Below are 26,564 nucleotides of genomic sequence, written 5' to 3'. Positions count from 1 at the left end.
TCGGCGTCCGCGCGGGCCTCGGCGAGCACCGCCTCCGCCTGCTCGCGCAGTCGGCGCGCCTCGGACTCGGCCTCCGCGAGCCGGTCGCGGCTCTTCGCCGTGGCGCTGCCGAGGAGGGTCTGCACCCGCTGCCGGTGCTGGCGGGTGCGCGCGACGATCTCCTGGTGGTGCTCGCGGGCGCGCCGCTCGCGCTCCTCCTCGGTGCGGTCGAGGACCTCGCGGACGGTGCCCTGCGCCCAGGCGAGGTGCTTCTCGGCGCTGTCGACGACGCGGGCGGCCTCGGCCTCGGCGTCCGTGCGGATGCGGAGGGCGTCCTTGTGCGCGTCCTCGACGAGCAGCTCGGCCTCGACCGCGGCGCCGCGCTCGCGGGTGGTCAGCTCCGCGATGCGCCGGGCCACGTCGGTCTCGGCCTCGGAGCGGTGCCGGGCGGCGTAGGCCTCTGCCTCCTCGCGCAGCGTCGCGAGCTCGCCGTGCGTGCGCTCCCGGAGGGCGTCCAGCTCGGCGGTGTGCGCGGCGTGCTCGGCGGCCCAGCGTTCCTGGTGCGCGCGCTCCTCGTCGGCGAGCCGTGCCATTGTGCTCTCGTGCTCGGTGCCCGCGGTCGCGAGCAGCTCGTCGGCCTGCTCCCGGGCCTGCGCGACGAGGGTGGCCGCCTGCTCCTCGGCGAGGGCGATGGCCTCGTCGCTGGCCTTCGTCGCGCGGGCCCGCAGCAGCGAGGCCTGGTCGGCCGCGTCGGTGAGCATGATCTCGACCTCGGCGCGGGTCTCCGCGAGCCGCTGCTCGGCCTCGGCCCTGGAGGACTCCACGCGGGCCTGCAGCTCGGCGAGCTCATGAGCCGCCTCGGCGGACTCCGCGCGCAGGCGTGCGGCCTCGGCCCTCGCCTGGCTCACCTCGCGGCCGGCGTCCTCGCGCAGCTGGTCGGCGAGGTCCTGGGCACGGGTGAGCAGCGAGAGCGCCTCGTCGACCGGGCTCGCGGACGTCGTCACGTCCCGCCCGGCCTGCACCACGTCGCTGCTGGACCCGTCGGACACGCGGCCCATGATTCCACGGTCCGGCCCGGACGTCGGACCGGACCCGGCCGGGTTCTCGACCACCGGTATGTTGGGGCCGGTGCGTGCCCCCTCCACCGGGGCCGCCGCCCCCCATCGAAGGAGTTGCCGCGTGTCCGCACGCCTGTTCACGTCCGAGTCGGTCACCGAGGGCCACCCCGACAAGATCTGCGACCAGATCTCCGACTCCATCCTCGACGCCCTCCTCGACCAGGACCCCCACAGCCGGGTCGCCGTGGAGACGATGGTGACCACCGGCCTCGTCCACGTCGCCGGCGAGGTGACGACCGAGGCCTACGTCGAGATCCCGTCGATCGTGCGCGAGACCGTGCTCGGGATCGGGTACGACTCCTCGACCAAGGGCTTCGACGGCGCGTCGTGCGGCGTCGAGGTCTCGATCGGCCAGCAGAGCCCCGACATCGCCCAGGGCGTCGACACCGCGTTCGAGAACCGCAGCGGCGGGGTCGACCCGAAGGACAAGCAGGGGGCCGGCGACCAGGGCCTGATGTTCGGGTACGCCTGTGACGACACCCCAGAGCTCATGCCGCTGCCGATCTACCTCGCGCACCGCCTCTCCGAGCGGCTGACCGCCGTGCGCAAGAACGGGGAGCTGTCCTACCTCCGTCCGGACGGCAAGACCCAGGTGACCATCGCCTACGAGGGCGACACCGCGGTCTCCCTCGACGCCGTCGTGCTCTCGACCCAGCACGCCGAGGACGTCAGCCTCGACGGCCTGCTCGAGCCGGACGTCCGCAGCCACGTCATCGACCCCGTCCTCGCGGAGCTGGCCGACGGCGGCACGACGTTGCGCACCGACTCCTTCCGCACCTACATCAACCCGACGGGCAAGTTCGTCATCGGCGGCCCGATGGGCGACGCCGGCCTCACCGGTCGCAAGATCATCGTCGACACCTACGGCGGGATGGCCCGACACGGCGGTGGTGCGTTCTCCGGCAAGGACCCCTCGAAGGTCGACCGTTCCGCCGCCTACGCGACGCGCTGGGTCGCGAAGAACGTCGTCGCGGCGGGCCTGGCCCGGCGCTGCGAGGTGCAGGTCGCGTACGCCATCGGAGTCGCGCAGCCGGTCGGCCTGTACCTCGAGACCTTCGGCACCGAGACCGCGCCGGTGGAGCGGATCCAGGCGGCCATCCGCCAGGTGTTCGACCTGCGCCCGCTCGCCATTCTCGAGGACCTCGAGCTGCTCCGGCCCATCTACAAGCCGACGGCGGCCTACGGCCACTTCGGGCGCACCGGCGCCGAGGGCGTCGAGAACGCCTTCACGTGGGAGCGCACGAACCGGGTCGAGTCCCTGCAGCGCGCGGTCGCCGGCTGAGGGCTCCGCTAGGTTCGGGCGCGTGACCGGGACCGACGAGGAGGGGGAGCAGCTGGCCCTCCTCGCGGGCGCAACGGCCTCCCGTCCGCCTCGGCTGCGCGGCGACGACCCGCCCGCCGACGAGCTCCCGGTCGCCCTGGTCCAGGTCGACACCGGGCTCGCCCACCTCGACCGGCCCTTCGAGTACCTCGTGCCCTCCTCGATGGCGCAGGGCGCGGTCGCCGGCGCCCGGGTCAAGGTGCGCTTCGCCGGCCAGGACCTCGACGGCTGGGTCCTCGAGCGGCGCGCGGCCGCCGAGCACACCGGCCGGCTCAGCCCGCTGCGGCGGCTCGTCTCGCCCGAGCCGGTGCTCAGCCCGCAGGTGCTCGACGCCGCCCGGGCGGTGGCGGCGCGCTACGCCGGCACCCTCGGCGACGTGCTGCGCCTCGCCGTCCCGCCGCGGCACGCGCGGGCGGAGCAGGCCCTGGCCACCGAGGCCCCCGAGCTCCCCGCCCTGCCCGAGCACACCGCGCGGGCGTGGGAGCCCTACCCGGCAGGTGAGGCCTTCCTCTCGCGCCTGCGCGACGGTGGGGCGCCGAGCGCCTCGGTGCTCGCCCTCCCGGCGGTCGACCCCGACGCCGCGTGGCCCGCCCTCGTCGCGGGGGCCGTCCGGGCCACGGTCGACGGCGGCCGGGGAGCGGTCGTCGTCGTCCCCGACCACCGCGACGTCGTGCGCGTCGAGGCCGCCGTGCTGGCGGCGCTGGGACCCGGTCGACACACCCGGCTCACCGCCGACCAGGGCCCGCAGGCGCGCTACACCGCGTTCCTCAAGGCGCTGCGCGGGCACGTGCCGGTCGTCGTCGGCACCCGGGCGGCGGCCTTCGCCCCGGTCCGCGAGCTTGGCCTCGTCGTGTGGTGGGACGACGGCGACGACCTGCTCGACGAGCCCCGGGCCCCGTACCCGCACGTCCGCGAGGTGCTCCTCGCCCGCGCCGAGCGTGAGGGCGCGGCCGTGCTCGCCGCCGGGCTCGTGCGGTCGGCCGCGGTCGCCGACCTCGTCGGGTCCGGCCGGCTCACCCCGGTCGAGGCCCCACGGGCCGTCGTGCGGGCCAGGGTGCCGGCGGCCCGCGTGGCGGGGGAGGGCGACGACGAGGGCCGCGACCCCGCCGTCGCCGCGGCGCACCTGCCGAGCGTCGCGTGGCGGGCCGCGAAGGAGGCGCTGGCCACCGGTCCGGTGCTCGTCCAGGTGCCGCGCCGGGGGTACCTGCCGTCGCTGTCGTGCCAGGACTGCCGCCGTCCGGCGCGCTGCCGGGAGTGCTCCGGACCCCTGGGTCTCACCGGTCCCCAGGGTCCGCCGGCGTGCCGCTGGTGCGGGCGGGTCGAGACGGCGTTCACCTGCCCCGCGTGCTCGGGCACCCGGCTGCGCTCGTCGGTCGTCGGCGCCCGGCGCACCGCCGAGGAGCTCGGCCGGGCCTTCCCCGGCGTCCCCGTCGAGCGCTCCGGGGCCGGCACCGTGCTCGACGCGGTCGAGGGCACGCCCCGCCTCGTCGTCGCGACCCCCGGCGCGGAGCCGGTGGCCGAGGGGGGCTACGCGGCCGCGCTGCTGCTCGACGCGTGGGCCCTCCTCGACCGGCCCACCCTCGATGCCGGGGAGGAGGCGCTGCGGCGCTGGTGCGCCGCCGCGGCCCTCGTCCGCCCGGGGCGCGACGGCGGCCGGGTGGTCGTCGCCGGCGCGCCGCTGCACGTCACCGTGCCGGCGCTCGAGGCCTTCGTCCGGTGGGACCCCGCGTGGTTCGCCGAGCGCGAGCTCCTCGAGCGCCTCGAGCTCTCGCTGCCACCCACCGCCCGCGTCGCCGCGCTGACCGGCACCCGGGCGGCGCTCGCCGCCGCCCTCGACGAGCTGCCCCTCCCGCCCTCGGGGACGACCCTCGGCCCGCTCCCGTTCGGTGACCAGCGCTGGCGCGCCCTGGTCACCGTCCCGGTCGACGACGGCCCCGGGCTGGCCCGTGAGCTGGCCGCCCTCCGCGCCCGGTCCTCGGCGCGTAAGGACCCCGACCCCGTCACCGTCCGCGTCGACCCCCGCGACCCCGCGTCCTAGCTGCACCCCGCCCTCCTAGACTCGCCGGGTGCGTCTCGTCCTCGCCGGCACCCCCGACACCGCCGTCCCGTCGCTGCGGGCGCTGCTCGACTCGCGGCACGAGGTGGTCGCCGTGGTCACCCGCCCGGATGCCCGGTCGGGCCGCGGGCGCACCCTCCACCCGTCGCCGGTCAAGGAGGTCGCCCTCGAGCACGGCCTCGAGGTCCTCACGCCCGAGCGGCCGCGCGACCCCGCGTTCCTGGACCGGCTGCGCGCCATCGCCCCGGACTGCTGCCCGGTCGTCGCGTACGGCGCGCTGCTGCCCCGCGCGGCGCTCGACGTGCCGCCGCACGGCTGGGTCAACCTGCACTTCTCGCTGCTGCCGGCGTGGCGGGGCGCGGCCCCGGTCCAGCGCGCGCTGATGGCCGGCGACGAGGTGACCGGCGCGAGCACCTTCGTCATCGAGGAGGGGCTCGACACCGGACCGGTGCTCGGCACGCTGACCGAGGCCGTGCGCCCGGACGACACCTCGGGGACGCTGCTCGAGCGCCTCGCCGGGCTCGGCGCCGGCCTCCTGGTGGCGACCATGGACGGCCTCGAGGACGGGTCGCTGCGCGCCGTGCCCCAACCTCCCGACGGCGTCAGCCTCGCGCCCAAGCTGACCGTCGCCGAGTGCGAGGTCCGGTGGTCGCTCCCGGCCCACCTCGTCGACCGGCTCGTCCGCGGCGCCACCCCGAACCCCGGTGCCTGGACCACGTTCCGTGGCGAACGGCTCAAGGTCGGACCGCTCGACCCGGCGCCGGAACCGCCGCCCGACCTGCCCGCGCTCGCCCCCGGTCAGCTGCACCCGACCAAGCGGGCCGTGTTCGTCGGCACCGGGGGGGCGCCCGTCGCCCTCCGCGAGGTCGGTCCGCACGGCAAGCGGACGATGCCGGCCGCCGACTGGGCACGTGGGGTGCGCATCGGTCCCGGCGAGGTGCTCGGCGGACCCGTCGCCTGAGCCCGCCTCAGCCGGACCGCTGCTCGAGCGCGTCGAGGTCGCGCTCGGCGTAGCGCCGGTGCCACCACTCCTCGTTGAGGACGACGAGGAGCGGCTGGCGCCCGGGCATCGACTCGCCGGCGGGCGGCCACCCGGGACCGTCGGGGACGACGACCTCCCGGTCGAGGTCGTCGTCGGTCAGCCCGTCGACCGCGGCCCGCACCCACCCCATCCGGTCGTGGCGCAGCGCGAGGACGGTGTCGAGGTCCGGGCGCGCCTCACGGTCGCGGGGCACGCCCGGGGTGTCCGGCATACCGTCCCAGGGCAGGGACAGCGGGTGGTACGGCAGGGCCTCGCCGCGCAGGGCCCGTCCCACCCAGCACTCGGTGGCGAAGGCGAGGTGGCGCAGCGTCTGGGTGAACGACCACTCGCCGTCGATCGACTCGTGCAGCTGCTCCGGCCCGAAGCCGCGCGCCCGCTCGACGGTGCCGGCCCACAGCTCCTCCACGACCTCCCAGGCGTGCCGAAACCCGTCCGCGTCGGTCGGCTTCATCGCCGCGTAGTCGGGGTACCGGCGAGCGAGCTCGGCCTCGACGAGCGGCGCGACCTCGACCCCGTTGACGAAGAGGCCCTCGACGTCGCCGCTGATCTCGACCGGACCCTCGATGAACGCCCCGCGGACGACGACGTCGTCGAGGAGCACCTCGGTCAGCCGGAGCCCGGTGAGGTCGACACCGCTCGCGTGGGCGCCGCGCAGCCGGACCTGGTCGGCCACGGCGCCGGAGAGGTCGACCTCCCGCACCAGGGCGTCCCGCAGCACGATGCGGCGGGCCCGCGCCCCGGACAGGTCGATGTCGTCGTAGTCGTCCATGGCGCCACCGTAGGGCGGGTACCGGACGGACGGCGTCCGCTGGACCGGCCGCCCGCTCAGCCGGCGGTCGTGGGTGCCTGCCCGCCGAAGTACATGGCGGCGAGCTCGGGGTCGTCGACGATGGACGCCGCGTCCCGCTGGGTGACGACCCGGCCGCTCTCCATGACGATGCCGTGCGTGGCCAGCCGCATGCCGAAGCGCACGTTCTGCTCGACCACGAGGATGGTCTTGCCGCTCTCGCTGAGGACCATCACCGAGTCGTACAGGGAGCGCAGCGCCTTGGGGTCCAGGCCCAGGGAGGGCTCGTCGAGGAGCAGCAGGACGGGGTCGAGCATCAGCGACCGGGCGAACTCGACCATCCGCCGCTGCCCACCCGAGAGGTTGCCGGCCTGCTGGTGGCTGCGGTCGGCGACGATCGGGAACAGCTGCGCGACCCGGTCGTAGCGTTCGCGGACCAGCGCCTTCTGTCGCCGGATGATGTATGCGCCGAGCAGCACGTTCTCGCGCACCGTCATCGACGGGAACAGCGCCCCCGACTGCGGCACCTGGGAGACGCCCCGGCCGAGGATCTCGGCCGCGGAGCAGGAGTCGATGCGCTCGCCACCGAGATGGATCTCGCCGAGCCGGGGCCGGAGCAGGCCGCTGACCGTCTTGAGCACGGTCGACTTGCCGGCTCCGTTCGGGCCGACGATGCACGCCACGCCGCCGCGGGGGACGGTGATGTCGACGCCCTGGAGCACGTCACCGCCGCCGTAGCCGGCGACGACGCCCGACAGCCGCAGGAGGTCCTCGCTCACGGCCGCCTCACCTCCTCGCCCATCGACGGGTTCTCGGGCGCCACCGGGTCCCGGGGCTCGGGGACGAAGTCCTCGCCGAGGTAGGCGTCGAGCACGGCGGGGTCGGCCTGCACCTCGTCGGGGGTGCCCGAGGCCATGGTGCGGCCGTGGCCGAGCACGTGGACCGGGTCGCAGAGGCCGAGGACGAACGGCATGTTGTGCTCGACGATGAGGAAGGTCTTCCCGTAGGAGTTCAGCTCGCGGATCATCTCCGACATGCGGTCGATGAGGACGGGGTTGATGCCGCCGGCGGGCTCGTCGAGCAGGATGAGCCGCGGGTCGAGCATGAGCACCTGGGCGAGCTCGACCAGCTTCTGCTGGCCGTAGGACAGGTCGTTGGCCCGCTGGTCGCGGAAGGCCCGCATCCCGACGTACTCGAGCAGCTCCTCCGCCGCCCGGGCCTCGGCGCCGCTCACCGCGATCCGGCCGAGCTGGCCCCACGAGAAGGACCGCTGGGCCGCGACGACGTTCTCCAGCACCGTCATCTCACGGAAGAGCCGGGTGATCTGGAAGGTCCGGCCGAGCCCGCGGTGCGCCCGGCTCCACGACGGCAGCCCGTCGATCCGCTCGCCGCCCAGCCAGATCTCCCCGGAGTCGGCCCGGATCGTGTCGTCGATGAGGTTGAAGAGGGTCGTCTTGCCGGAGCCGTTCGGGCCGATGAGCCCGGTGATCGAGCCCTCGGGGACGGTGAGGTGCACCCCGTCGACCGCCCGCAGCCCGCCGAAGGACTTGCGCAGGTCCTTGACCTCGAGGAGGGGCGGAGGGGAGGCCCCACCGGTCGGGCGGTCGACGAGCGAGAGGTGCCCGGTCAGTGACGAGATCCCGCCACCCGTGCCGATCCGGGCCCCCACCAACCCGGCTCGCCCGCGGGTGCGCAGCCGGGTCAAGAGGGACTCCACCGCCGGGAGCACCCCCTGCGGCAGGAAGAGGACGATGACGACGAGCAGGCCGCCGAAGAGCAGCAGCCGGGCGTTGCCGCCGCCGAGGTTGTTGTTGGTGTACTCGTTGAGCGGTTCCACGATGAAGGCGCCGAGCACCGGCCCCCAGAGGGTGGCCTTGCCGCCGACCAGCAGGGCGAGCATGGTCTCGACGCTCAGGAGGATGTTGAACATCCCGCGCGGGTCGATGAAGGTCAGGTAGTAGCCGTAGACCCCGCCGGCCATCCCGACGAGCACGGTGCTCGCGACGAAGGCGATCATCTTCTCCACGGGGAGGTTGACGCCGATGGTCGCCGCCTTGGTCTCGTCCTCGCGGATGGCCACGAGCCCGGTCCCCAGCTTGGTCCGGCGGATCCACCAGCTGAGCAGGAGCTGGAGCGCGAGGAGCCCGACGAGTGAGTAGTAGAACGGCCAGTTCGCGATGTCGGCGCTCCACGTGGGCAACGGCAGGCTCAGGCCCTCGGTGCCGCCGCTCACCGAGCGCCAGTTGATGGCGACGACCTGGACGAGGAAGAGGAAGGCGACCGTGATGATGACGAAGGCCGGCCCCCGCGTGCGGAGCGAGACCAGACCCAGGGCGAGGGCCACCGCGGCCGCGACGAGGCCGGCCACGGGAACCCACACCCAGACGCTGGTGTCGGGGTGGTGGGTCGCGAGCACGCCGACGGTGTAGCCGCCCAGCCCGACGAAGGCGCCCTGGCCGAGGGAGACGTAGCCGGTCAGCCCGGTGATGATGCTCAGGCCGGTGGCGGCGACCGCGAAGACCAGCGAGAGGATGACCATGTTCTGGTAGTACTGGTCGTCGCTCAGCAACGGGAAGGCGACCAGGAGGAGCCCGGCGACCACGGCGATGCCGCGGCCGACCCAGAGGATCCCGGCGGCGTCACGGACGCGGGCCACCCCGCCCTCCGCCGCGCTCACGCCGCCACCGCGTCGTCACGCAGGCGCGTGCCGAGCAGCCCCTGGGGGCGGACCAGCAGCACGGCGAAGACGATGACGTAGGGCACCGCGGTGGCCCACGCGGGTGACACGTACACCGCGGTGACCGTCTCGGCCACCCCGAAGACGAGCGCCGCGAGCACGGCGCCCTCCAGGCTCCCGAGCCCGCCGAGCACGACGATGGCGAGCAGCCGGGAGATCCAGAGGTAGTGCGACCCCGGCACGAAGGGGTAGAGGACCCCGATGATCGAGCCCCCGGCGCCGGCGGCGGCGAGCCCCAGCCCGAAGACCAGGGCCGCCACCGACGTCACCTTGATGCCGACCAGCTCGGCCGAGGCCGGGTTCGTCGCGGCCGCGCGGATCGCCCGACCCAGCCAGGTCCTCGTGAGGAGCACCCAGAACCCGACGAGCACCACCGCCGCCACGACGCCGCCGTACACCTGGGCCTCCGGGAGGAACACCGACCCGAGGTGGAAGGAGGAGTTGACGTACGACGGGCGGATCGCCGTGGAGTCGTTGCCCCACACCGACCCCATGACGCCCTCCGTGACCAGGGCCAGGCCGAAGGTCAGCAGGACGGTCGAGGACATCGGGGCGTCCCGGATGGGCCGCACGAAGAGCCGGTAGACCGCCCAGCCCAGGGCGAACACGACCGGGGTGGTCACGAGGACCCCGAGCAGGGGGTCCAGCCCGAGGGCGTCCCAGAGGGTGTAGGTGAGGAAGGAGCCGAGGATCAGGAAGGCGCCGTGGGCGATGTTGATCACCCGCATCACCCCGAAGATCAGCGTGAGGCCGCTCGCGACGAGGGCGTAGATCCCGCCGACGAGGAGGCTGAGGGCGAGGGTCTGGACGAGCTCGCTCACGAGCCGGGGTGCCAGCCGACCGCGGGCTCTGCCGTCGCGGCGCCGGCCGGCAGCACGACCTCGGCCTTGCCCTTCTGCCACTGACCGATGAGGAACTCACCCGTCGGCGCACCGGTCTCGTCCCACGAGAGAGGGCCGAGAATGGTGTCGACCTTGTTCGCGCGCAGCCAGTCGGCGAGCTTGGACTGGTCCTCGATGCTGCCGACGGCCTCGACGGCCGCCGCCATCACCTCGGCCGCGGCGAACGCGTCGGCCGCGTCCTCCGGCGGGACGTCGGAGCCGAACATCTCCTTGTACTTGGCCACGAAGTCGGCGTTGCCCGGCGTGTCCGCCTCGGGGGAGTAGCTGACGGCGTACATCACGCCCTCGGTGTTCGGCTCACCGACGGCCTTGACGTACTGGTCGGCGAACGAGGGGGCGCTCGTCTCGTAGAACATGCCCGGTGTCCATCCGGACTTGAGCATCGCGCGGGTCAGCCCGACGCCGTCCTCGAACGTCGCGCCGTGGACGACGACGTTGGGGCTCTTGGCCTTCATCGCCGCGACGATCGAGTCGAAGTTCTTGGTGTCGATCGCGTACGTGGTCTGGTACACGGTCGAGATGCCGGCGGCCTCGAGGACCTTGCGGATGCCCTCGACGTTCGGGGCCGCGAAGGGGTCGTCCAGGGTGGGGTAGGCGGCCGTCTTGGGCCGCTGTGCCTCGGGCAGCTCGGTGACCCACTTGGCGAACGTGAGGCCCTGCTTGTCCGCGGTCGCCTGCTGGGCGAAGAAGAGGTACTTGTAGCCGCGGTTGAACATCTTCGGGGACCCACCCGCGGGCTCGACGTAGAGCATCCGGTTCTTCTCGGCGACCGCCGAGGCCGGGAGGTTGAGCAGCGAGGAGAAGGTGCCGAGCACGAGGTCGACCTTGTCCTGCGCGATGAGCGCGTTGTAGTCGGAGACGATCGTGTTCTGGTTCGAGGCGTCGTCCTTGATGACGAGCTTGACCTGCCGCCCGAGCAGCCCGCCCTTCGCGTTGACGATCGCCTGCCACACCTCGTAGCCCTGCTTCGCCGCGGACCCGGGCTCCGAGAAGTCGCCGGTGAGGGGGAGCGAGGCCCCGATGCTCAGGGCCGGTCCGCCCGAACCACCGCTCGAGCCGCCGTCCGAGCTCCCGCCCCCGCCGGAACCGCCGCACGCCGCGAGTCCGATCGACACTGCTCCGACAAGGGCCACAGCCTTCCAACGGCTCCGCGCGCTCACGTGGGACATCGTTCCTCCTCGAACTAGGCCGCAATCGATTGCGGCACGGTCAGTCTCGTGACGCGGGGCAGCCGTGTCAAGCATCACGGCAAGATCGTGATTTTGCGGTGCGGGGAGGGGGCATCATGCCTCCTTCCTCTTGCAAACGGTTGTGGTGTTCTGCCAGCCTGCGACGAGGAGGCGCCATGAACCCCACGGACCTGCCCACTCGCGCCGAGGTCGTCGTCGTCGGTGCCGGGCACAACTCCCTCGTCGCCGCGGCCTACCTGGCCCGGGCCGGGCTCGAGGTGCTCGTGCTCGAGGCCGGACCCACCGTCGGCGGCAACACGCGGACCGAGGAGCTGACCCTGCCGGGGTTCGCCCACGACTCGTGCAGCAGCGCGCACGTCCTCATCCAGAACAACCCACTCGTTCGTGACGACGAGCTGGGCCTCGTCGCGGAGCAGGGGCTGCGCTACCTGCGCACCGACCCCGCGGTCGTCATGCCGCTGCCCGACGGCGACGTCCTCACCATGCGCCCGGACCTCGACGCGACGTGCGACGAGCTGGCCCGGTTCTCCGAGGGCGACGCCCGGGCGTTCCGCACCATGGTCGACACCTGGCGCGGCGGGCTGGCCGCGGCGCACGGTCGCTGGAGCTCGGACCTGCCCCAGCCGCGCGACGCCGTGACCGGGGCCTACCTCCAGCTGCGCGAGCGGTCGGCGTGGGACGTCGTGCACGAGACCTACGAGCACCCGGTCGTGCGCTCGTTCGTCCTGTGGCTGGCCATGGCGACCATCCAGGACCCCCGGCGGCCCGGGACCGGTTTCCTGCCGTCGTCCCTGGCCGTGGGACGGCTCGAGTTCGGCTGGACGACACCGGTGGGCGGCAGCCAGGCGCTCCCGGACGCGCTCGTACGGGTGGTCACCGCCCACGGCGGCCGGGTGGTCTGCGACGCCGCGGTGGCCTCCGTGCGCTGCGACGCCGACGGGGTGCGCGCGGTCGTCACCGCCGACGGGCGGGTCGTCGAGGTCGGGCGGGCGGTGGTGGACGGCGGCCACCTCGCCACCCTCGCCGGCCGGCTCGAGGGCGTGGAGCCGCCGGCCGACCTCGTGAGGGCCCGCGACGCCTGGCGTCCCGGGCTGTCGGTCCTCGCCGTCCATGCCGCCCTGCGCTCCGACCTCGCCTTCGGCAGTGCCGGGACGCCTTCGGCGGCAGCCGGTTTCGGCACCACCACAGGCATGGCCCGGCACATGCGCGCGCACGCGGCAGGCGAGCTCGAGGCCGACGACCCGTGGCTGCTCGTGGTGAACCAGACCGTCGTCGACCCCGGCCGGGCGCCCGGGGGAGCGACCTTCAAGATCCTCACCGTCGCCCCGTCGGTGCTCGCCGACGGCCGGGAGTGGGCCACGGTCAAGGACGCCTACGGGAGGCGGCTCGTCGAGCTCGTCGCCGCTCGCTGCGCCGGACTCGACCCCGACGACGTCCTCGCGCTGCGCACCGAGTCGCCGCTCGACGTCGCCGCCCACAACCCCCAGAACCTCGGGGGCTCCTGCCACGGCGGCGAGTTCGAGCTCGACGGACGGGTCGTCGCAGGCTGGCCCCGCTACGACACGGGCCTGCCCGGCCTGTACCTCACCGGCGCCACGACCCATCCGGGCGGCTCGGTGTCGGGGCGACCGGGGCGCAACGCCGCCCGCGCCGTGCTCAGGGGCCTGGGACTGGACCCGGCGACGGTGATGGGCCCGGGCTGACGTCGTCAGACGAGCAGCCGCACCGGGTGCTCGAGCAGCTCGACGAGCACGGCGAGCCAGCGCGCCGCGAGGGCGCCGTCGACGGGCCGGTGGTCGACCGTGAGGGTGAGCCGCAGGACCCGGCCGACGGCGAGGGCGCCGTCGACGACGACCGGCTCCTCACGGACCGCACCGACGGCGAGGATGGCGGCGTGGGGCGGGTTGATGACCGCCGAGAACTGCTCGACGCCGAACATCCCGAGGTTCGTGACCGTGATCGAGCCGCCCTCGAGCTCCTCGGGCCGCAGCCGTCGGCCGCGGGCCCGCTCGGCGAGGTCGCGCACGCGGGCCGCGAGACCGGCCACGCCGAGGGCCCCGGCGTCGCGGAGCACCGGCACGAGCAGCCCGTGCTCGGTGTCGACGGCGATCCCGATGTCGGCCCGGGCGTAGCGGCGGACCGCGGTGTCGGTCCAGGTGACGTTCATGTCCGGGACCCGGGCGTGGGCCAGCGCCACGGCGCGGACCACGAGGTCGGTGAGCGACACCCGGGTCGCGGCGTCGTCGGCCAGCTCGGCGCGCAGGGCGAGGAGGCGGTCGGCGCGCACGCTCGCCCGCAGGGAGAAGTGCGGTGCCTCGCGCACGCTCTCGGTGAGCCGGCGTGCGGTGACGAGCCGGACCCGGGTGTGCGGCACCTCCTCGTACTCCGCGGACGCAGCGACCGACGGCGAGGTGGCGGGGTCCGGCTCGGGGGACGCGGCCCTGGCAGCGACCGCGGCGTCGACGTCGCGCCGGAGCACCCGGCCCCGTGGGCCGCTGCCGGGGATGTCCTCGAGGGCCAGGCCGGCCTCGGCGGCGAGCCGGCGTGCGAGCGGGCTGGAGAAGATCCGCCGGCTGCGCTCCGGTGCCGGAGGCGGTGATTGCGGCACCTCGGGCTCGGGCTCCTCGACGAGCGGGGTGGCGGACCCCGGGTCGGTCGGCCGGTCGGGCCCGTCGGCCACCGCGGGAGCCGGACCGCCGTCGACCCCGAGCGAGGCGAGCAGGGCGGGCAGGTCGTCGACCTCCTCACCGGGGTCGCCGAGCACGGCGATCGGGTCGCCCACGGGGACCTCGGTGCCGGGCGCGACGAGGGTGGTCAGGAGCCGGCCCGCGGCGTCGGCCTCGACCTCGACGGCGGCCTTGTCGGTCTCGACCGTCGCGATCGGCTCGGCGGCCGAGAAGTCGTCGGACTCGGCGACGAGCCACTGACCGAGGACCGCGGAGTCGGTGCCCGCCGCGACGCCGGGCATGCGGAGCACACGTGCCACGTCAGTACCTCGCGATCTCGTCGAGGACGGCCACGACCTCGTCGGCCTGCGCGATGGCTGCGCGTTCGAGGACCTTGCTGATCGAGGGTGACGACTCGGTGCCGGTGACCCGCCAGACCGGCGCGTCGAGGAGGTCGAAGAACCGGCGGTGCACCTCGTCGGCGAGCCACCCGCCGTAGGAGGTGCCGACGGCGCCCTGCTCGGCGATGAGCAGCTGGTTGGTCTTGGTGAGGCTGGCCTCGATGGTCTCCCAGTCGATGCTCGCCCGGTCCAGCCAGCGCAGGTCGATCACCTCGGCGTCCACCCCGCCGTGTTCCTCGACGGCCTCGAGGACGAACGGCGTCATCCCGAGGTAGGTGAGGACCGTGAGCTCGGAACCGGTGCGCCGCACGGCCGCCCGCCCCACGGGCAGGCAGTTGTCCCAGTCGTCGACGGGCACGGGGCCGGTCGAGGTGTAGAGGTCGACGTGCTCGAGGACGACCACGGGGTCGCGCAGCCGCAGGGCGGTGTTCATCAGGCCGACGTAGTCGGCTGGAGTGGTCGGCGCGACGATCCGCCAGCCGGCTGAGGTGGCGAACACCCCGGCCGGGTCCATCGAGTGCTGCGACCCGTAGCCCGTGCCCATGGCGACCTTGCTGCGCAGCACGAGGGGGACGTCACCGGTGCCGCCGTACATGTGGCGGGCCTTGGCCACCTGGTTGAACAGCTGGTCGGCGGCCACCCACATGAAGTCGGCGTACATGAACTCGACGACCGGGGTGAAGCGTCCGTCGAGGGCGATGCCGCCGGCCAGCCCGGTGAACGCGTTCTCGCTGATCGGGGTGCCCAGGACCCGGCCCGGAAAGCGGTCGGCGAGTCCCTTCGTGGCCCCGTTGGTGCCGCCCTTGAGCCGGTGCACGTCCTCGCCCATGACGACGATGCCCGGGTCGGTCTCCATCCGGCGCGCCATCACCCCGGCGACGGCGTCGATGAAGGTGCCGTCCTCGACGGCCAGTCCCGACTCGTCGGTGAGCAGTGGCGCGTCGTCGAGCTCGGAGAGGTCGCCGCGGACGCCGACGTCCACCCACGCCGGGTCGGGCCACTCCTGCGGCTTGATCCGGCGCTGTCCCGGACGGCCCTCGGGGTCGGGCTCGACGAGCTCGGCGCCGATCTCCTCCATCGCCGCGCGGGCCTGCTCGAGGGCCTGCTCGGTCTCCGCGGTGGTCATCAGCCCCCGTCGCACGAGGTGGCCGGCGGTCGTCGTCAGCGGGTCGCGAGCCCGCCAGGACTGCTCCTCCGCCTTGTCGCGGTAGCCGAAGGCGCTTCCCGCGAACCCGCCGTTCTGGTGGAAGAACCGGTAGGTGTCGGCCTCGACCACGGCCGGACCCCGGCCGGCGCGGGCGTGGGCCACCGCCTCGCTGGTGGCCCGGTGGACCGCGATCGGGTCCATGCCGTCGACCTTCCACGACGCGATGCCGAAGCCGGGACCGCGAGCGGACAGGCGGGGCTCGCCGGTGGCCTCCTCGACGCTCGTGGACACCGCGTAGCGGTTGTTCTCGATGAAGAAGACGACGGGCAGGTCCCACGCGGCGGCGAGGTTCATCGTCTCCAGGGTCGAGCCGATGTTCACCGCGCCGTCGCCGAAGTAGGTGACCGACACCGCGTCGGTGCCGGCCCGCCGGTGGGCCCACGCGAAGCCGGCGGCCTGCGGCACGCCCCCGCCGACGATGGCGTTGGTGCCCATCGCGCCGGCCTCCTTCCACTGCAGGTGCATCGACCCGCCGCGGCCGTGCGACCAGCCCCGGTCGAGGCCGGCGATCTCGGCGAGCGTGCGCAGCAGGACGTCGCGGGCGGCGGCGTCGAGGGGCGCGAGCGGGTCGAGGCCGCCCGGCGCGACGTGGTGGAGGGCCTTCGCGAGGAACTGGTGGTGGCCGCGGTGCGAGCCGTTCACCGAGTCCGCACTCGTCAGGGCGAGCACGGAGCCGACGGCCCCGCCCTCCTGCCCGATGCTCGAGTGCGCCGGCCCGTGGACCAGCCCGGCTCCGGCGAGGTCGAGCACGTACTGCTCGAACGCGCGGATCCACACCAGCTGGGCGTAGACGGTACGGAGCAGTGCGGGGTCGGCCGCGTCCCAGTCCTCGTCGTCGACCACGACCTCGACCCAGGGGGCGGCGGCCTGCAGCGGGCGGTGCTCGGGCATGGTGAACTCCTGTCGTCCGTCAGGCACTGTGTCACCGATTGGATCCGAAATCTACCCCCGAGGCGCTGGACAGGCGGATCTACGGCGTGATTTGCTGATCGTGGATCCACGAGAGGAGCCTGAGCGATGGCGCTACCCGGCCTGCGACGCCTCGACCACGTGGGCTTCACGGTGCCCGACCTCGAGCAGGCGCACCGCTTCCTCGTCGAGGTCCTCGGCTGCGAGTACCTGTACTCCCTCGGGCCGTTCCGCCACGACGACACCGACTGGATGACCACGCACCTCGCCGTCCATCCGCGGGCGGTCATGGTCGAGAACCGCTGGTACCGGCTCGGGGACCAGGCGGTCCTCGAGGTGTTCCACTACGAGTCGCCGGACGGCGCCGGGGCCGGGATGCCGCGCAACAGCGACGTCGGCGGACACCACCTCGCCCTGTACGTCGACGACCTCGACGCCGCGGTCGCCCACCTCGTCGAGCACGGCGTGCGTGTCCTCGACGGCCCGACGGCCAGCCGCGGGCCGGCCGAGGGCAACCGGTGGATCTACTTCCTCAGCCCGTGGGGCATGCAGCTGGAGCTGGTCTCGTACCCGCGCGGCAAGGCGTGGGACCGCGAGCGGGGCACGACGTGAGCACCGACGACGACCTCGCGACCTTCGCGGGCACCGGCGGGGCCGCCTCGGTGCGGGTCGCGGCGTACCTGCGCGAGCAGATCCTGCGCGGCCACCTGGCGCCGGGGGAACGGATCCGGCAGGAGGAGGTCGCCGAGCGGCTCGGCGCGAGCCGGCTCCCGGTGCGCGAGGCGCTGCGGATGCTCGAGGCCGAGGGCCTCACCGAGCACGAGCCGCACAAGGGGGCGCGGGTGCCCCGGCTCTCGCGGCACGAGGTCGAGGTCGTCTACAAGATGCGCGAGCGGCTCGAGCCGCTCGCCCTCCTCGAGAGCCTCCCCCTCCTCGACGACGACGCGCACGCCCGCCTCGCCGACGTCCAGCGACGGATCGAGGACAACGACGACCTCGACCGCTTCCTCGAGCTCGACCGCGAGTTCCACCTCGGCACCTACTCGGGCTGCCACATCGACCCGCTCAACGCGATGGTCACCCGGCTGTGGAACTCGACCCAGCACTACCGCCGGGCGTTCGTCACCCTCGGGGGCCGCGACCGCATGTGGGTCGTCAACTCCGAGCACCGGCTCATCCTCGACGCGGTGGTCCGCCGCGACGGCGCCGACGCCGAGCGCTTCCTGCGGGGGCACATCCGGCGCACCCGCATCGAGCTCGGCCACCACCCGGCGGTCTTCGGGGAGGAGGGATGAGCGAACCGACCGCCCTGACCGTCAACGGTGCCCCGGTGAGCATCGACCGTCCCGGGGACACCCCGCTGCTCACCGTCCTGCGCGACGCGCTGGGGCTGGTCGGCAGCCGCTTCGGGTGCGGGCAGGGGCTGTGCGGAGCGTGCCTCGTCCTCGTCGACGGCCACCCCGTCCCGTCCTGCGACGTGCCGCTCTCGCAGGTGGCCGGTGCCTCGGTGACGACCGTCGAGGGTCTCTCGGCCGACGGCCCGACCGCGGTGCAGCGCGCGCTCGTCGCCCACCAGGCGGCCCAGTGCGGGTTCTGCATCTCGGGGGTCGTCGTCGCCGCCACGGCGCTCCTCGAGTCGTCCCCGGACGCCGACGCCGACACCGTCGCCCGGGCGCTCGAGCGACACCTCTGCCGCTGCGGCACGCACCAGCGCATCGTCGACGCCGTCCTCGCGGCCCGGCCCGGGACGCAGTCGTGAGCGCGACCTCACCGACGGGTGCCCCGGAGGTGCCCGCGCCCGTCCGCGACAACCCGCAGCTCGGCACCTGGGTGGCGGTCGAGGGCGACCTCGTGACGGTGCGGGTGGGCAAGGTCGAGCTCGGGCAGGGGGTGCTCACCGCGCTGCACCAGGTGGCCGCGGACGCGCTCGGCCTGCCGCTGGCGCGGGTCCGGGTGCTGCCGGCGCGCACCGACGCCGGACCCGACCAGGGGATCACCTCGGGCAGCCTCTCGGTCACCCAGTCGGCACCCGCGCTGCGCCACGTCGGCGCGGCGGTGCGCCAGCTCGCAGAGGCCCCGGGGCCGGCGGACGGCGACCTCGACGCCTACGTCGACCGGATCGCCGGGGTCGACCCGCGCACCGACCTGCGTGGGCTGCCGGTGGTGGCCGCGCCGGGCCCGAGGGTCGCCGTGGGCACCGACGCGCCCCGGGTCGACCTCCCGGACAAGGTCCTCGGCCGGCCCCGCTTCCTCACCGACCTGCGCCCCGAGGGCCTGCTCCACGGGCGGGTGCTGCGCCCGCCGTCCCCCGCTGCCCGGCTCGTCGGGCTGCCCGACGGCTGGTCGGCACCGGGCGCCGAGCTGGTGCGCGACGGCTCCTTCCTCGGTCTCGCCGGCGCGCGCGAGGACGACGTGGACCGGGCCCTCACCGCCCTGGCCGCCGCGACCGGGTGGGAGGAGGCCGACACCCTGCCCGACGAGGACGACCTGGCGACCTGGCTGACCACGGCCCCGGCCGAGACGACGACGGTGGTCGACGACGACCCGCCCGAGCCCACGCACTCCGCGACGTACACCAAGCCCTACCTCGTGCACGCCTCGATCGCGCCGAGCTGCGGGATGGCGCAGTGGGCCGAGGACGGCACGGTGCACGTGTGGAGCCACAGCCAGGGCATCCACCGGCTGCGCGACGCGATCGCCGAGGCGCTCGGCCTCGCCCCCGGCGCGGTGAGCGTCGAGCACGTCGAGAACGCCGGGTGCTACGGCCACAACGGCGCCGACGACGCCGCGTTCGACGCCGTGCTGCTGGCCCGGGCGTTCCCCGGCCGGCCGGTGCTCGTGCGCTGGTCCCGCGCCGACGAGCTGACGTGGGCGCCCTTCTCGCCCGCGATGCGCGTCACGGTCTCGGGCCGGCTCGCCGGCGACCACGTGACCGGCTGGAGCCACGAGGTGTGGAGCCAAGGGCACACGGCCCGGCCCGGCTACGCGGGACAGCCCGGGCTGCTCGCCACCGCGCACCTCGAGGGCGGACGTGCCCTGCCTCCGGCCGTCGACCCACCCCCGGCCGGTGGCCACGGCAGCCTGCGCAACGCGGTGCCGGGCTACGCCCTCGGACCTCTGCGGGTCACCGGGCACCGGGTCACCGAGGCGCCGCTGCGGACCTCGGCCATGCGCTCGCTCGGGGCCTTCCTCAACGTGTTCGCCATCGAGTCCTTCCTCGACGAGCTCGCGGTGGACGCCGGCGTCGACCCCGTCGCGTTCCGCCTCGCGCACCTCGAGGACCCCCGCGCCGCCGAGGTCGTGCGGCAGGCCGCGGAGCGCTCCGGCTGGGGTGGGCCGCTCCCGGACGCGGTGGGACGCGGCATCGGGTACGCCCGCTACAAGGGCACCGGGGCCTGGTGCGCGGTCGTCGCCGAGGTCGAGGCCGAGACGGCCGTGCGGGTCCGCCGGCTCACCGTCGTCGCCGACCTCGGGACCGTGGTCAACCCCGACGGTGCGCGCAACCAGCTCGCCGGCGGCGCCGTCCAGGCGACGAGCTGGGCGACGCTCGAGCGGGTGCGCTTCGACCGCCGCCGGGTCACGAGCGCCGACTGGGAGGGCTACCCGGTGCTCCGGTTCCCGGACGTGCCCCGCGTCGAGACCCACCTCGTCGACAGCGGGGCGCCGCCGCTGGGGGCCGGGGAGTGCGCCCAGGGCCCGACGGCCGCCGCCATCGCCAACGCCGTCCACGCCGCCCTCGGCGTGCGCGTGCGCGACCTGCCCATCACCGCGGACGCCGTCGTCCGCAGCATCGAGTCGGAGGAGACCCCGTGACCCAGCCCCGCATCAGCTACGTGTCCCTCGACGCGATGGACGACGAGATGCGCCACGAGATGGAACGCAGCGCCCGGGAGGGCACCCCACGGCCCGAGAGCTCCGCCGTGCGCGCGCACGTGCCCGCCGTGTTCAAGACCTTCACCGCGTACTGGGACGCCACCTTCCGGCAGGGGGTGTGCGACCACGCGATCAAGGAGCTGTGCCGGCTGTACATCACCCGGACGACCAACTGCCAGTTCTGCGGCAACCAGCGCTCGACGACCGCCGCCCTGCCGGAGTACCACGACGACGAGCTGCTCAACTTCGAGAGCAGCGACCGCTACGACGATCGGCAGAAGGCGGCCCTCGCCTACGCGCAGGCCATCGCCTGGGACGAGCAGGACCGCGACGGGCTCTGGGAGCGGCTCGGGCGGCACTTCTCGGAGGAGGAGCTCGTCGAGCTCGGGTGCTTCGTCGCGCTGACCTTCGGCCAGCAGTCCTGGATCCGCCTGCTCGAGATCGGGCACCGGCAGTACGCCGTCGAGGGCGTCGAGTCCACGGCGGGCATCGCACCGGGAGCGCTCGGATGACCACCGCCGTCGGCTGGGTCTCGCCCGGCGACCCCGTCCTCGTCGAGCCGGTCGCGGGCTCCGACCGTCCGGCGCGCTACCACCTCGCCGAGACCCTCGACGGCCTCTACACCCCGTACGCGCTGCGCCTGCCCGACGGCCCCGGACCACATCCCTTCGTCCTCGTCGCGTACGGCAACGGCGGCGGCGGGATGGCGTGGCTGCGCGACCGGGTGCACCGTTTCCGGCACGTCACCGACGTCCTCCTCGACGCCGGCTACGCCTGCGCGTGGACCCGGTACCGTACCGAGGTCGAGCTCGGGTACCAGCGCGGCGGCCCGCTGCGCTCCGAGGTCCGGCAGGGGATGGGCCTGCTCAACCGGGCGCCGCTGGAGTACGAGGACGAGGTCGCGGTGCTGCGCGACGTCGCCGCCCACCCGGCGGTCGACCCCGGCAACCTCTTCCACCTCGGGGTGAGCCACGCCGGAGAGATGCTCCTCAAGCTGTGCTCGCAGTACCCCGGCCTGCTGCGTGCGGGCGTCGCCGTCGAGCCGGCCGCCCACGAGGTGCTCACCCTCCGCCTCGAGGACGCACCCACGGTCGAGACCGTCGACGGCCTGCGCGACATCGAGCACCTCGAGCTGCGCGGCACGGCGCAGGTGCGCGAACGGATCGCCGACCCGGAGGAGGTCGCGCGCCGGCTGGCCGCCGTCGACCTCCCGGTCCTGGTGGTCGGCCGCGAGCAGGACGAGCTGCAGGGCATCTTCCGGCTCACCTACGAGCTGCTTGCCGAGCACCACGACGACGTGCAGTGGCGCTCGTGGTCGCACGACGTCCACGGGTTCGTCTACCCCGAGACGGACGACGAGGGCGTCACCCACGTCGACGACGTGCAGCGCGAGGCGCTCGCGGCGATCGTCGCGTTCCTCGACGCCCACCGCGGCTGACGGCCGGGCGCCGCCGGCCGCCGGCGGCGCCCGGCCGTCACCAGGTGACGGCCACGTACTTGCTCTCGAGGTAGTCGAGCATCCCTTCATGACCACCCTCGCGGCCGATGCCGCTCTGCTTCGTGCCGCCGAAGGGCGCCGCCGGGTCGGAGACGAGGCCGCGGTTGAGCCCGACCATCCCCGAGTCGAGCCGCTCCGCGAGCCGCAGTCCGCGCGCGAGGTCCCCGGTGTAGACGTACGAGACGAGCCCGTACTCGGTGTCGTTGGCGAGCTCGACCGCCTCGTCCTCGTCGGTGAAGGTCACGACGGGGGCCACCGGGCCGAAGATCTCCTCGCGCAGGATCGCCGCCTCCCGCGGCACGTCGGTGAGGACGGTCGGCTCGTAGTAGAACCCGGGGCGGTCCGGGCGCGTGCCGCCGACGACGACCCGGCCCCCGGCGTCGACCGCTCCGCGCACGAGCTCGTCGACCTTCGCGGCGGCGTCCTCGTTGACGAGCGGCCCGACCTGGGTCTCGTCGGCGGTGCCGGGCCCGAGGCGGAGCGCGCCCATCCGCTCGGCCAGCCGGCGCGAGAACTCCTCCGCGACCCCGGCCTGGACGAAGAAGCGGTTGGCCGCCGTGCAGGCCTCGCCCCCGTTGCGCATCTTCGCGAGCATCGCGCCGTCGAGCGCGGCGTCGAGGTCGGCGTCGTCGAAGACGAGGAAGGGCGCGTTGCCGCCGAGCTCCATCGAGCAGTTGACGACCTGGTCGGCGGCCTCCTTGAGGAGCACGCGCCCGACCTCGGTGGACCCGGTGAAGGACAGCTTGCGCACCCGCGGGTCGTGGAGCATCGCCGAGACCACCGCACCCGAGCGGCGCGACGGCAGGACGTTGACCACCCCGGCCGGGACCCCGGCGTCGTCGAGGATGCGCGCCATGAGCAGGGCCGTCAGGGGCGTGTCGGACGCCGGCTTGAGGACGACGGTGCAGCCCGCCGCGAGGGCGGGCCCGATCTTGCGGGTGGCCATCGCGGCGGGGAAGTTCCACGGCGTGACGAGCACGGCGACGCCGACCGGCTGGCGCAGCACGAGGATGCGGTTGGCACCGGACGGTGCGGTGGTCAGCTCGCCCGAGGCCCGCACGGCCTCCTCGGCGTACCAGCGGAAGAACTCGGCCGCGTAGGCGACCTCCCCGCGCGCGTCGGGCAGCGCCTTGCCGTTCTCGAGCGCGATGAGGTGGGCGAGCTCGTCGGCGCGCGCGGTCATGCCCTCGAAGGCGCGGCGCAGCACCTCGGCACGTTCCCGGGGCGGCGTGGCGGCCCAGCCGGGGCCGGCCGCGTGGGCCGCGTCCACCGCGGCCGCGGCGTCCTCGACCGTGCCGTCCGCCACCGTCGCCACGACCTCGCCGGTCGCGGGGTCGAGGACGTCGAAGCGTCCTCCGTCGCTCGCCGCGACGCTGCGGCCGTCGACGAACAGGTCCAGGGGCAGGCCGGCGACCTGCTCGAGGGTGAAGTCACCCATGACGGGTCCTCTCTCAGTACGGGTTCGCGACGAACAGCTCCTGCGCGGGGAAGAGCGTGATCACCTCGGGGCCGTGCTCGGTGATGACGATCTCCTCCTCGATCCGGGCCGCGGAGTAGCCGTCGGAGGCAGGGCAGTACGTCTCGAGGGCGAAGACCATCCCCACCTCCAGCTCCATCGGCTCCTTCATCGAGTTGAGCCGGGAGATGATCGGCCGCTCGTGCAGGCCCAGGCCGAGACCGTGCGCGAACTGCAGCCCGAAGGCCTCCATCTCGCTGCCGAAGCCGAAGTCCTCGGCGCGGGGGAGGAGGGCGGCGACCTCGTCGGTGCCGACCCCCGCCCGGATGCCGGCGATGCCGCGGTCCATCCACTCGCGGGCCTGCCGGTACGCGTCGCGCTGCGCGGGGGTGGAGCTGCCGACCGAGAAGGTGCGGTAGTAGCAGGTCCGGTAGCCGTTGTAGGAGTGGATGATGTCGAAGAAGGCCTGGTCGCCGGGGCGCACGAGACGGTCGGTGAAGTTGTGCGGGTGCGGGTTGCAGCGCTCGCCCGAGATGGCGTTGACCGCCTCGACCTGGTCCGAACCCATCTCGTAGAGACGCTTGTTCGCGTACGCGACGACCTCGTTCTCACGGATCCCGGGCTTGAGCCGGTCGACGATGCCCTGGTAGACGCCGTCGACCATGGCCGCGGCCTGGGTGAGCAGCGTGATCTCGTCCGGCGACTTGATGACCCGGGCGTCGAGCATCAGCTGCTGGGCGTCGACGACCCGCAGGCCCTGGCGCTCCATCTCGAAGAGGAAGGGCGGCTCGACGATGTCGACGCCGACCGGCTGGTCGGCCACGCCCGCCTCGACGAGCAGCGACTTGATCTCGGCCACCGCGTCGCGCATCAGCCCCACGCTGGGGGCCACGGCGCCACGGAAGCCGAGGAACCCGGCGCGGTAGTTCTCCTCCGGCACCCACGGCGAGTACGCCTTGTGGTGCTTGACCGCCGAGCCGAAGTCCCAGAGCACCGGGTCGCGGTCTCCCGCGAGGAGGGCGTAGCGGATCATCTTGTCGCCGAGGGCGCCACCGATCCACGTGTGCGTCGTGTAGCGGATGTTGTAGAAGTCGAAGAGGAGGAACGCGCCGCACTCGCTGCCCGCGAGGGCGGCGCGGGCCCGCCCGAGCCGGTAGTCGCGCAGCCGCGCGAAGTCGACCCGCTCCTCGTAGTCGACACCCATGTGGCCGGGCGCCCCGAGTGGGCGGGTCACGACCGGCCCCCTCCGGAGAGGCCGTCGTCGACCTCGGTGTCCTCCGGCTCGAGGGTGACGCCCGAGCTGTGCGCCTGCGCGTCGAGGAGGATCGCGAAGTCCTCGGTCACCCGGCCGCTGCTCACCGTCGCCTGGACGGCGGCCGCCGCGGCCGCCGCGACGGGCATCGGCACGTCGAGGTCGTGCGCCGCGGCGAACCCGAGGTCGAAGTCCTTGCGCAGCAGCAGCGGCGTGAACGTCGGGGTGTAGTCGAGGTGGACGAAGGCCGGGGTCTTGTAGCGGGTGAACGTCGAGCCCATGACCGACCGGTTGAGGAAGTCGAGGAAGGCGGCGCGCGACATCCCGCCCTTCTCGGCCAGCACGGTGATCTCGGCGAGGCACTGGGTCACCACGCCGAGCATGACGTTGTGGCAGATCTTCGCGAGCCGGGCGAGGTCGCCGTCACCGACGTACGTGGCGCCCTGCCCGAGGTGGTCGAGGAGGTGGGCCACCCGCCGGTAGGTGGCCTCCGGACCGGACACGACGAGGGTCAGCTGCCCGGCCGCCACGACCTTGGCGTTGCCGCTCACCGGGGAGGCGAGGAAGTCCACCCCGCACGCGGCGCAGGCCTCGCGCATCGCTGCCGAGGTCTCGGCGTCGACGGTGGAGCAGTCGACGACGGCGCCGGGCAGGTGCTCCGGGTCGGCGAGCAGGCCGCCCGCGCCGGTCAGCACCTCGGTGAGGTCGGCGGGGCCGGAGACCATCGTGAAGACGACGTCACGGTCGCGCAGGTCGGCGATGGCGTCGGCGACCCTGACCCCGGCCGGTTCCAACGCCTCGGCCTTGGCCCGCGTGCGGTTCCACACGGTGACGTCCTCGCCGGCCGCGGCGAGCCGCCCGGCCATCGCGGCGCCCATCCGGCCGGCGCCGATCCAGCCGACGGAGAGCCGGGCGGCGTCGCCCGCGGGGGTGTGCTGGTCGGGGGCGCTCATCGGGCTCCTGCCTTCGCTGGAATGGGGTCGCCGACGTCGCCGCCGAGATGGGTGGCCAGCCAGTCCGCGGTGCGTGGCCGGTGCCAGGGGGAGTAGTCGGCGCAGCCGTGGTTGGCGTCCTCGAGCATCAGCAGCTCGCTGCCCGGCACGGCCGCGTGCACCTTCTCGGCCTGGGTGAACGGGATGAGCCGGTCACGCCGGCCGAAGACGATGAGCAGGGGAGCGGTGACGTCGCCGGCCACCGGCGCGAGGTCGAGCGTGTTCGCGACCGCGCGGGCCTCGTCGTCGCTCGTCGTCCCCGACCGGACCCGGAAGGTGTCCCGGGTGAGCGGTGGCAGGCCGTCCCAGCACTCGCCGAAGCAGAACGGTCCGGCGAGGGCGACCGCGGCCGTCACCCGGTCACCGAGCGCCGCCGTGACCGCGACGGAGTAGTACCCGCCGAGGCTGACCCCCCAGACGCCGAGCCGCGTCTCGTCGAGGTCGGGCTCGGCCGTGACGGCGGCGTGCAAGGCCTCGGCCACCGGCGCCCAGTCGCCCCGGATGTGCAGGTCGTACTCGGCCTCCCCCTGGCCCGGGCCGTCGACGGCGAACGTCGCGAGGCCCCGGTCGAGGAAGGTCTGCTCGGTGGAGCGCAGCTCCTCCTTGGTGGAGTCCAGGCCCGGCACCATGACGACGACGGGGTGCGGTCCGTCGCCCGGGGGCGTCCGCACGACGGCGACGAGCCGGCCCTCCTCGAAGGGGATCTCGACCCGGCGCCCCGGCGGGTCGAGGTGGGGCAACGCCTCCGTGTAGGCGGCGACCGCCCGGGCGTGCGCGTCGCGCATCTGCTCGAGGTCGTCGACGAAGACGAACTTGGCGAAGTGGTAGTACGCCGCGGCCTGGGCGAGGTGCTCGCCGCCGGAGCGCAGGCGCCGCTCGGCGAGGGCGGTGCGGCCGAGCTGCTCGTGCTCGGCGCCGACCGCGACCCAGGCCGCGCACCAGTCCGACCAGTGCTCGACGGAGGCGGTCACGCGGGCGAAGTCGGCCGGGGTCACCCCGTTCGCGGTGAAGCGCGGTGCCCAGTGCGCGATGGCGGAGGCCACCTTCTCGTCCATGCCTCCTCCTCCCTCCCCGGCGGGTCTGCCGAGAGACGTGACTGCAAACGAGTGCAGCCTGCTGGAGTAGCCTACCTCGTGTCAAGCGCACCCGCCTGTGGTGCGGTCCCAGTGCAATCGAAT

At 74.1% G+C, this 26,564-nt stretch carries 21 protein-coding genes and 1 pseudogene; 10 read left to right on the top strand and 12 right to left on the bottom strand.

The window, feature by feature from the left end; translation table 11 throughout:
* Positions 1-1,028: pseudogene (locus PKA89_RS05990) on the bottom strand (hypothetical protein); the annotation flags it as partial.
* Between the two features lie 130 nt (positions 1,029-1,158).
* Here PKA89_RS05990 and metK point away from each other — a divergent pair.
* Genes metK through fmt form a run of 3 tightly spaced genes read left to right on the top strand, consistent with a single transcriptional unit; the run spans position 1,159 to position 5,435 of the window.
* Positions 1,159-2,379, top strand: coding sequence for a methionine adenosyltransferase (metK, locus tag PKA89_RS05985; RefSeq protein WP_324417553.1), 1,221 nt, complete (start codon positions 1,159-1,161; stop codon positions 2,377-2,379).
* Between the two features lie 22 nt (positions 2,380-2,401).
* Positions 2,402-4,456, top strand: coding sequence for a primosome assembly protein PriA (locus tag PKA89_RS05980; protein WP_324417551.1), 2,055 nt, complete (start codon positions 2,402-2,404; stop codon positions 4,454-4,456).
* A 28-nt stretch (positions 4,457-4,484) separates the two neighbouring features.
* A complete protein-coding gene (fmt, locus tag PKA89_RS05975; protein WP_324417549.1) occupies positions 4,485-5,435 on the top strand; it encodes a methionyl-tRNA formyltransferase in 951 nt (316 codons plus the stop codon).
* Between the two features lie 7 nt (positions 5,436-5,442).
* Here the strand turns inward: fmt and PKA89_RS05970 are convergent, their stop codons facing one another.
* Genes PKA89_RS05970 through PKA89_RS05950 form a run of 5 tightly spaced genes read right to left on the bottom strand, consistent with a single transcriptional unit; the run spans position 5,443 to position 11,057 of the window.
* Positions 5,443-6,285 carry a DinB family protein gene (locus PKA89_RS05970; RefSeq protein WP_324417547.1) on the bottom strand — a complete coding sequence of 281 codons (843 nt, stop codon included), beginning with the start codon at positions 6,283-6,285 and terminating at the stop codon, positions 5,443-5,445.
* A gap of 56 nt (positions 6,286-6,341) precedes the next feature.
* Positions 6,342-7,082, bottom strand: a complete 741-nt coding sequence (locus PKA89_RS05965; protein ID WP_324417545.1) for an ATP-binding cassette domain-containing protein — start codon at positions 7,080-7,082, stop codon at positions 6,342-6,344.
* Positions 7,079-8,980: a branched-chain amino acid ABC transporter ATP-binding protein/permease gene (locus PKA89_RS05960; RefSeq protein WP_324417543.1), complete on the bottom strand. Its 1,902-nt coding sequence runs from the start codon at positions 8,978-8,980 to the stop codon at positions 7,079-7,081. Before PKA89_RS05960 ends, PKA89_RS05965 begins: the two co-directional genes overlap by 4 nt.
* The gene (locus PKA89_RS05955; RefSeq protein WP_324417541.1) at positions 8,977-9,861 is read right to left on the bottom strand and encodes a branched-chain amino acid ABC transporter permease; all 885 of its coding nucleotides are present in this window, start codon (positions 9,859-9,861) and stop codon (positions 8,977-8,979) included. The genes PKA89_RS05960 and PKA89_RS05955 overlap by 4 nt, the downstream gene beginning before the upstream one ends.
* Positions 9,858-11,057 (bottom strand): amino acid ABC transporter substrate-binding protein, encoded by a 1,200-nt coding sequence (locus PKA89_RS05950; RefSeq protein WP_324417539.1) that lies wholly within the window; start codon positions 11,055-11,057, stop codon positions 9,858-9,860. The genes PKA89_RS05955 and PKA89_RS05950 overlap by 4 nt, the downstream gene beginning before the upstream one ends.
* A 230-nt stretch (positions 11,058-11,287) precedes the next feature.
* On the opposite strand from PKA89_RS05950, the gene PKA89_RS05945 reads away from it, so the two are divergent.
* Positions 11,288-12,835, top strand: coding sequence for an NAD(P)/FAD-dependent oxidoreductase (locus tag PKA89_RS05945; RefSeq protein WP_324417537.1), 1,548 nt, complete (start codon positions 11,288-11,290; stop codon positions 12,833-12,835).
* A 5-nt stretch (positions 12,836-12,840) separates the two neighbouring features.
* Here the strand turns inward: PKA89_RS05945 and PKA89_RS05940 are convergent, their stop codons facing one another.
* Entirely contained in the window at positions 12,841-14,118 is a 1,278-nt protein-coding gene (locus PKA89_RS05940; RefSeq protein WP_324417535.1) for a dihydrolipoamide acetyltransferase family protein, read from the bottom strand.
* A 1-nt stretch (position 14,119) separates the two neighbouring features.
* On the bottom strand, positions 14,120-16,297 hold the full coding sequence (locus PKA89_RS05935; protein ID WP_324417533.1) for a thiamine pyrophosphate-dependent enzyme: 2,178 nt from the start codon (positions 16,295-16,297) through the stop codon (positions 14,120-14,122).
* Between the two features lie 126 nt (positions 16,298-16,423).
* Between PKA89_RS05935 and PKA89_RS05930 the strand changes: the two genes are divergently transcribed.
* From PKA89_RS05930 to PKA89_RS05905, 6 genes are read left to right on the top strand one after another with little or no spacing between them, the layout of a single operon-like run.
* Positions 16,424-16,927: a VOC family protein gene (locus tag PKA89_RS05930; RefSeq protein WP_324417531.1), complete on the top strand. Its 504-nt coding sequence runs from the start codon at positions 16,424-16,426 to the stop codon at positions 16,925-16,927.
* A complete protein-coding gene (locus PKA89_RS05925; RefSeq protein ID WP_324417529.1) occupies positions 16,924-17,610 on the top strand; it encodes a GntR family transcriptional regulator in 687 nt (228 codons plus the stop codon). Before PKA89_RS05930 ends, PKA89_RS05925 begins: the two co-directional genes overlap by 4 nt.
* Positions 17,607-18,074 (top strand): (2Fe-2S)-binding protein, encoded by a 468-nt coding sequence (locus PKA89_RS05920; protein WP_324417527.1) that lies wholly within the window; start codon positions 17,607-17,609, stop codon positions 18,072-18,074. Before PKA89_RS05925 ends, PKA89_RS05920 begins: the two co-directional genes overlap by 4 nt.
* Positions 18,071-20,128: a molybdopterin cofactor-binding domain-containing protein gene (locus PKA89_RS05915; protein WP_324417525.1), complete on the top strand. Its 2,058-nt coding sequence runs from the start codon at positions 18,071-18,073 to the stop codon at positions 20,126-20,128. Before PKA89_RS05920 ends, PKA89_RS05915 begins: the two co-directional genes overlap by 4 nt.
* Positions 20,125-20,700, top strand: coding sequence for a hypothetical protein (locus tag PKA89_RS05910; protein WP_324417523.1), 576 nt, complete (start codon positions 20,125-20,127; stop codon positions 20,698-20,700). Before PKA89_RS05915 ends, PKA89_RS05910 begins: the two co-directional genes overlap by 4 nt.
* Positions 20,697-21,626 carry a hypothetical protein gene (locus tag PKA89_RS05905; protein WP_324417521.1) on the top strand — a complete coding sequence of 310 codons (930 nt, stop codon included), beginning with the start codon at positions 20,697-20,699 and terminating at the stop codon, positions 21,624-21,626. The genes PKA89_RS05910 and PKA89_RS05905 overlap by 4 nt, the downstream gene beginning before the upstream one ends.
* Before the next feature lie 37 nt (positions 21,627-21,663).
* Here PKA89_RS05905 and PKA89_RS05900 read toward each other — a convergent pair whose 3' ends face one another.
* The 4 genes from PKA89_RS05900 to PKA89_RS05885 are packed head-to-tail and all read right to left on the bottom strand — an operon-like array spanning position 21,664 to position 26,441.
* Positions 21,664-23,124 carry an NAD-dependent succinate-semialdehyde dehydrogenase gene (locus PKA89_RS05900; protein WP_324417519.1) on the bottom strand — a complete coding sequence of 487 codons (1,461 nt, stop codon included), beginning with the start codon at positions 23,122-23,124 and terminating at the stop codon, positions 21,664-21,666.
* Between the two features lie 13 nt (positions 23,125-23,137).
* On the bottom strand, positions 23,138-24,376 hold the full coding sequence (locus tag PKA89_RS05895; protein WP_324417518.1) for a Xaa-Pro peptidase family protein: 1,239 nt from the start codon (positions 24,374-24,376) through the stop codon (positions 23,138-23,140).
* On the bottom strand, positions 24,373-25,347 hold the full coding sequence (locus PKA89_RS05890) for an NAD(P)-dependent oxidoreductase (protein ID WP_324417516.1): 975 nt from the start codon (positions 25,345-25,347) through the stop codon (positions 24,373-24,375). Before PKA89_RS05890 ends, PKA89_RS05895 begins: the two co-directional genes overlap by 4 nt.
* The gene (locus PKA89_RS05885; RefSeq protein WP_324417513.1) at positions 25,344-26,441 is read right to left on the bottom strand and encodes an alpha/beta hydrolase; all 1,098 of its coding nucleotides are present in this window, start codon (positions 26,439-26,441) and stop codon (positions 25,344-25,346) included. Before PKA89_RS05885 ends, PKA89_RS05890 begins: the two co-directional genes overlap by 4 nt.
* Positions 26,442-26,564: the final 123 nt, after the last annotated feature.

It is taken from the genome of Phycicoccus sp., assembly GCF_035325325.1.
Lineage (GTDB): Bacteria > Actinomycetota > Actinomycetes > Actinomycetales > Dermatophilaceae > Phycicoccus.
This window is presented reverse-complemented; position numbering and strand designations above follow the sequence as displayed.

Excerpts from the sequence above, each read along its gene's own strand:
- PKA89_RS05905 (WP_324417521.1), top strand. The coding sequence starts at position 20,697 with ATGACCACCGCCGTCGGCTGGGTCTCGCCCGGCGACCCCGTCCTCGTC.
- PKA89_RS05935 (WP_324417533.1), bottom strand. The coding sequence starts at position 16,297 with ATGCCCGAGCACCGCCCGCTGCAGGCCGCCGCCCCCTGGGTCGAGGTC.
- PKA89_RS05970 (WP_324417547.1), bottom strand. The coding sequence starts at position 6,285 with ATGGACGACTACGACGACATCGACCTGTCCGGGGCGCGGGCCCGCCGC.
- PKA89_RS05885 (WP_324417513.1), bottom strand. The coding sequence starts at position 26,441 with ATGGACGAGAAGGTGGCCTCCGCCATCGCGCACTGGGCACCGCGCTTC.
- PKA89_RS05945 (WP_324417537.1), top strand. The coding sequence starts at position 11,288 with ATGAACCCCACGGACCTGCCCACTCGCGCCGAGGTCGTCGTCGTCGGT.
- PKA89_RS05900 (WP_324417519.1), bottom strand. The coding sequence starts at position 23,124 with ATGGGTGACTTCACCCTCGAGCAGGTCGCCGGCCTGCCCCTGGACCTG.
- PKA89_RS05930 (WP_324417531.1), top strand. The coding sequence starts at position 16,424 with ATGGCGCTACCCGGCCTGCGACGCCTCGACCACGTGGGCTTCACGGTG.
- PKA89_RS05920 (WP_324417527.1), top strand. The coding sequence starts at position 17,607 with ATGAGCGAACCGACCGCCCTGACCGTCAACGGTGCCCCGGTGAGCATC.
- PKA89_RS05890 (WP_324417516.1), bottom strand. The coding sequence starts at position 25,347 with ATGAGCGCCCCCGACCAGCACACCCCCGCGGGCGACGCCGCCCGGCTC.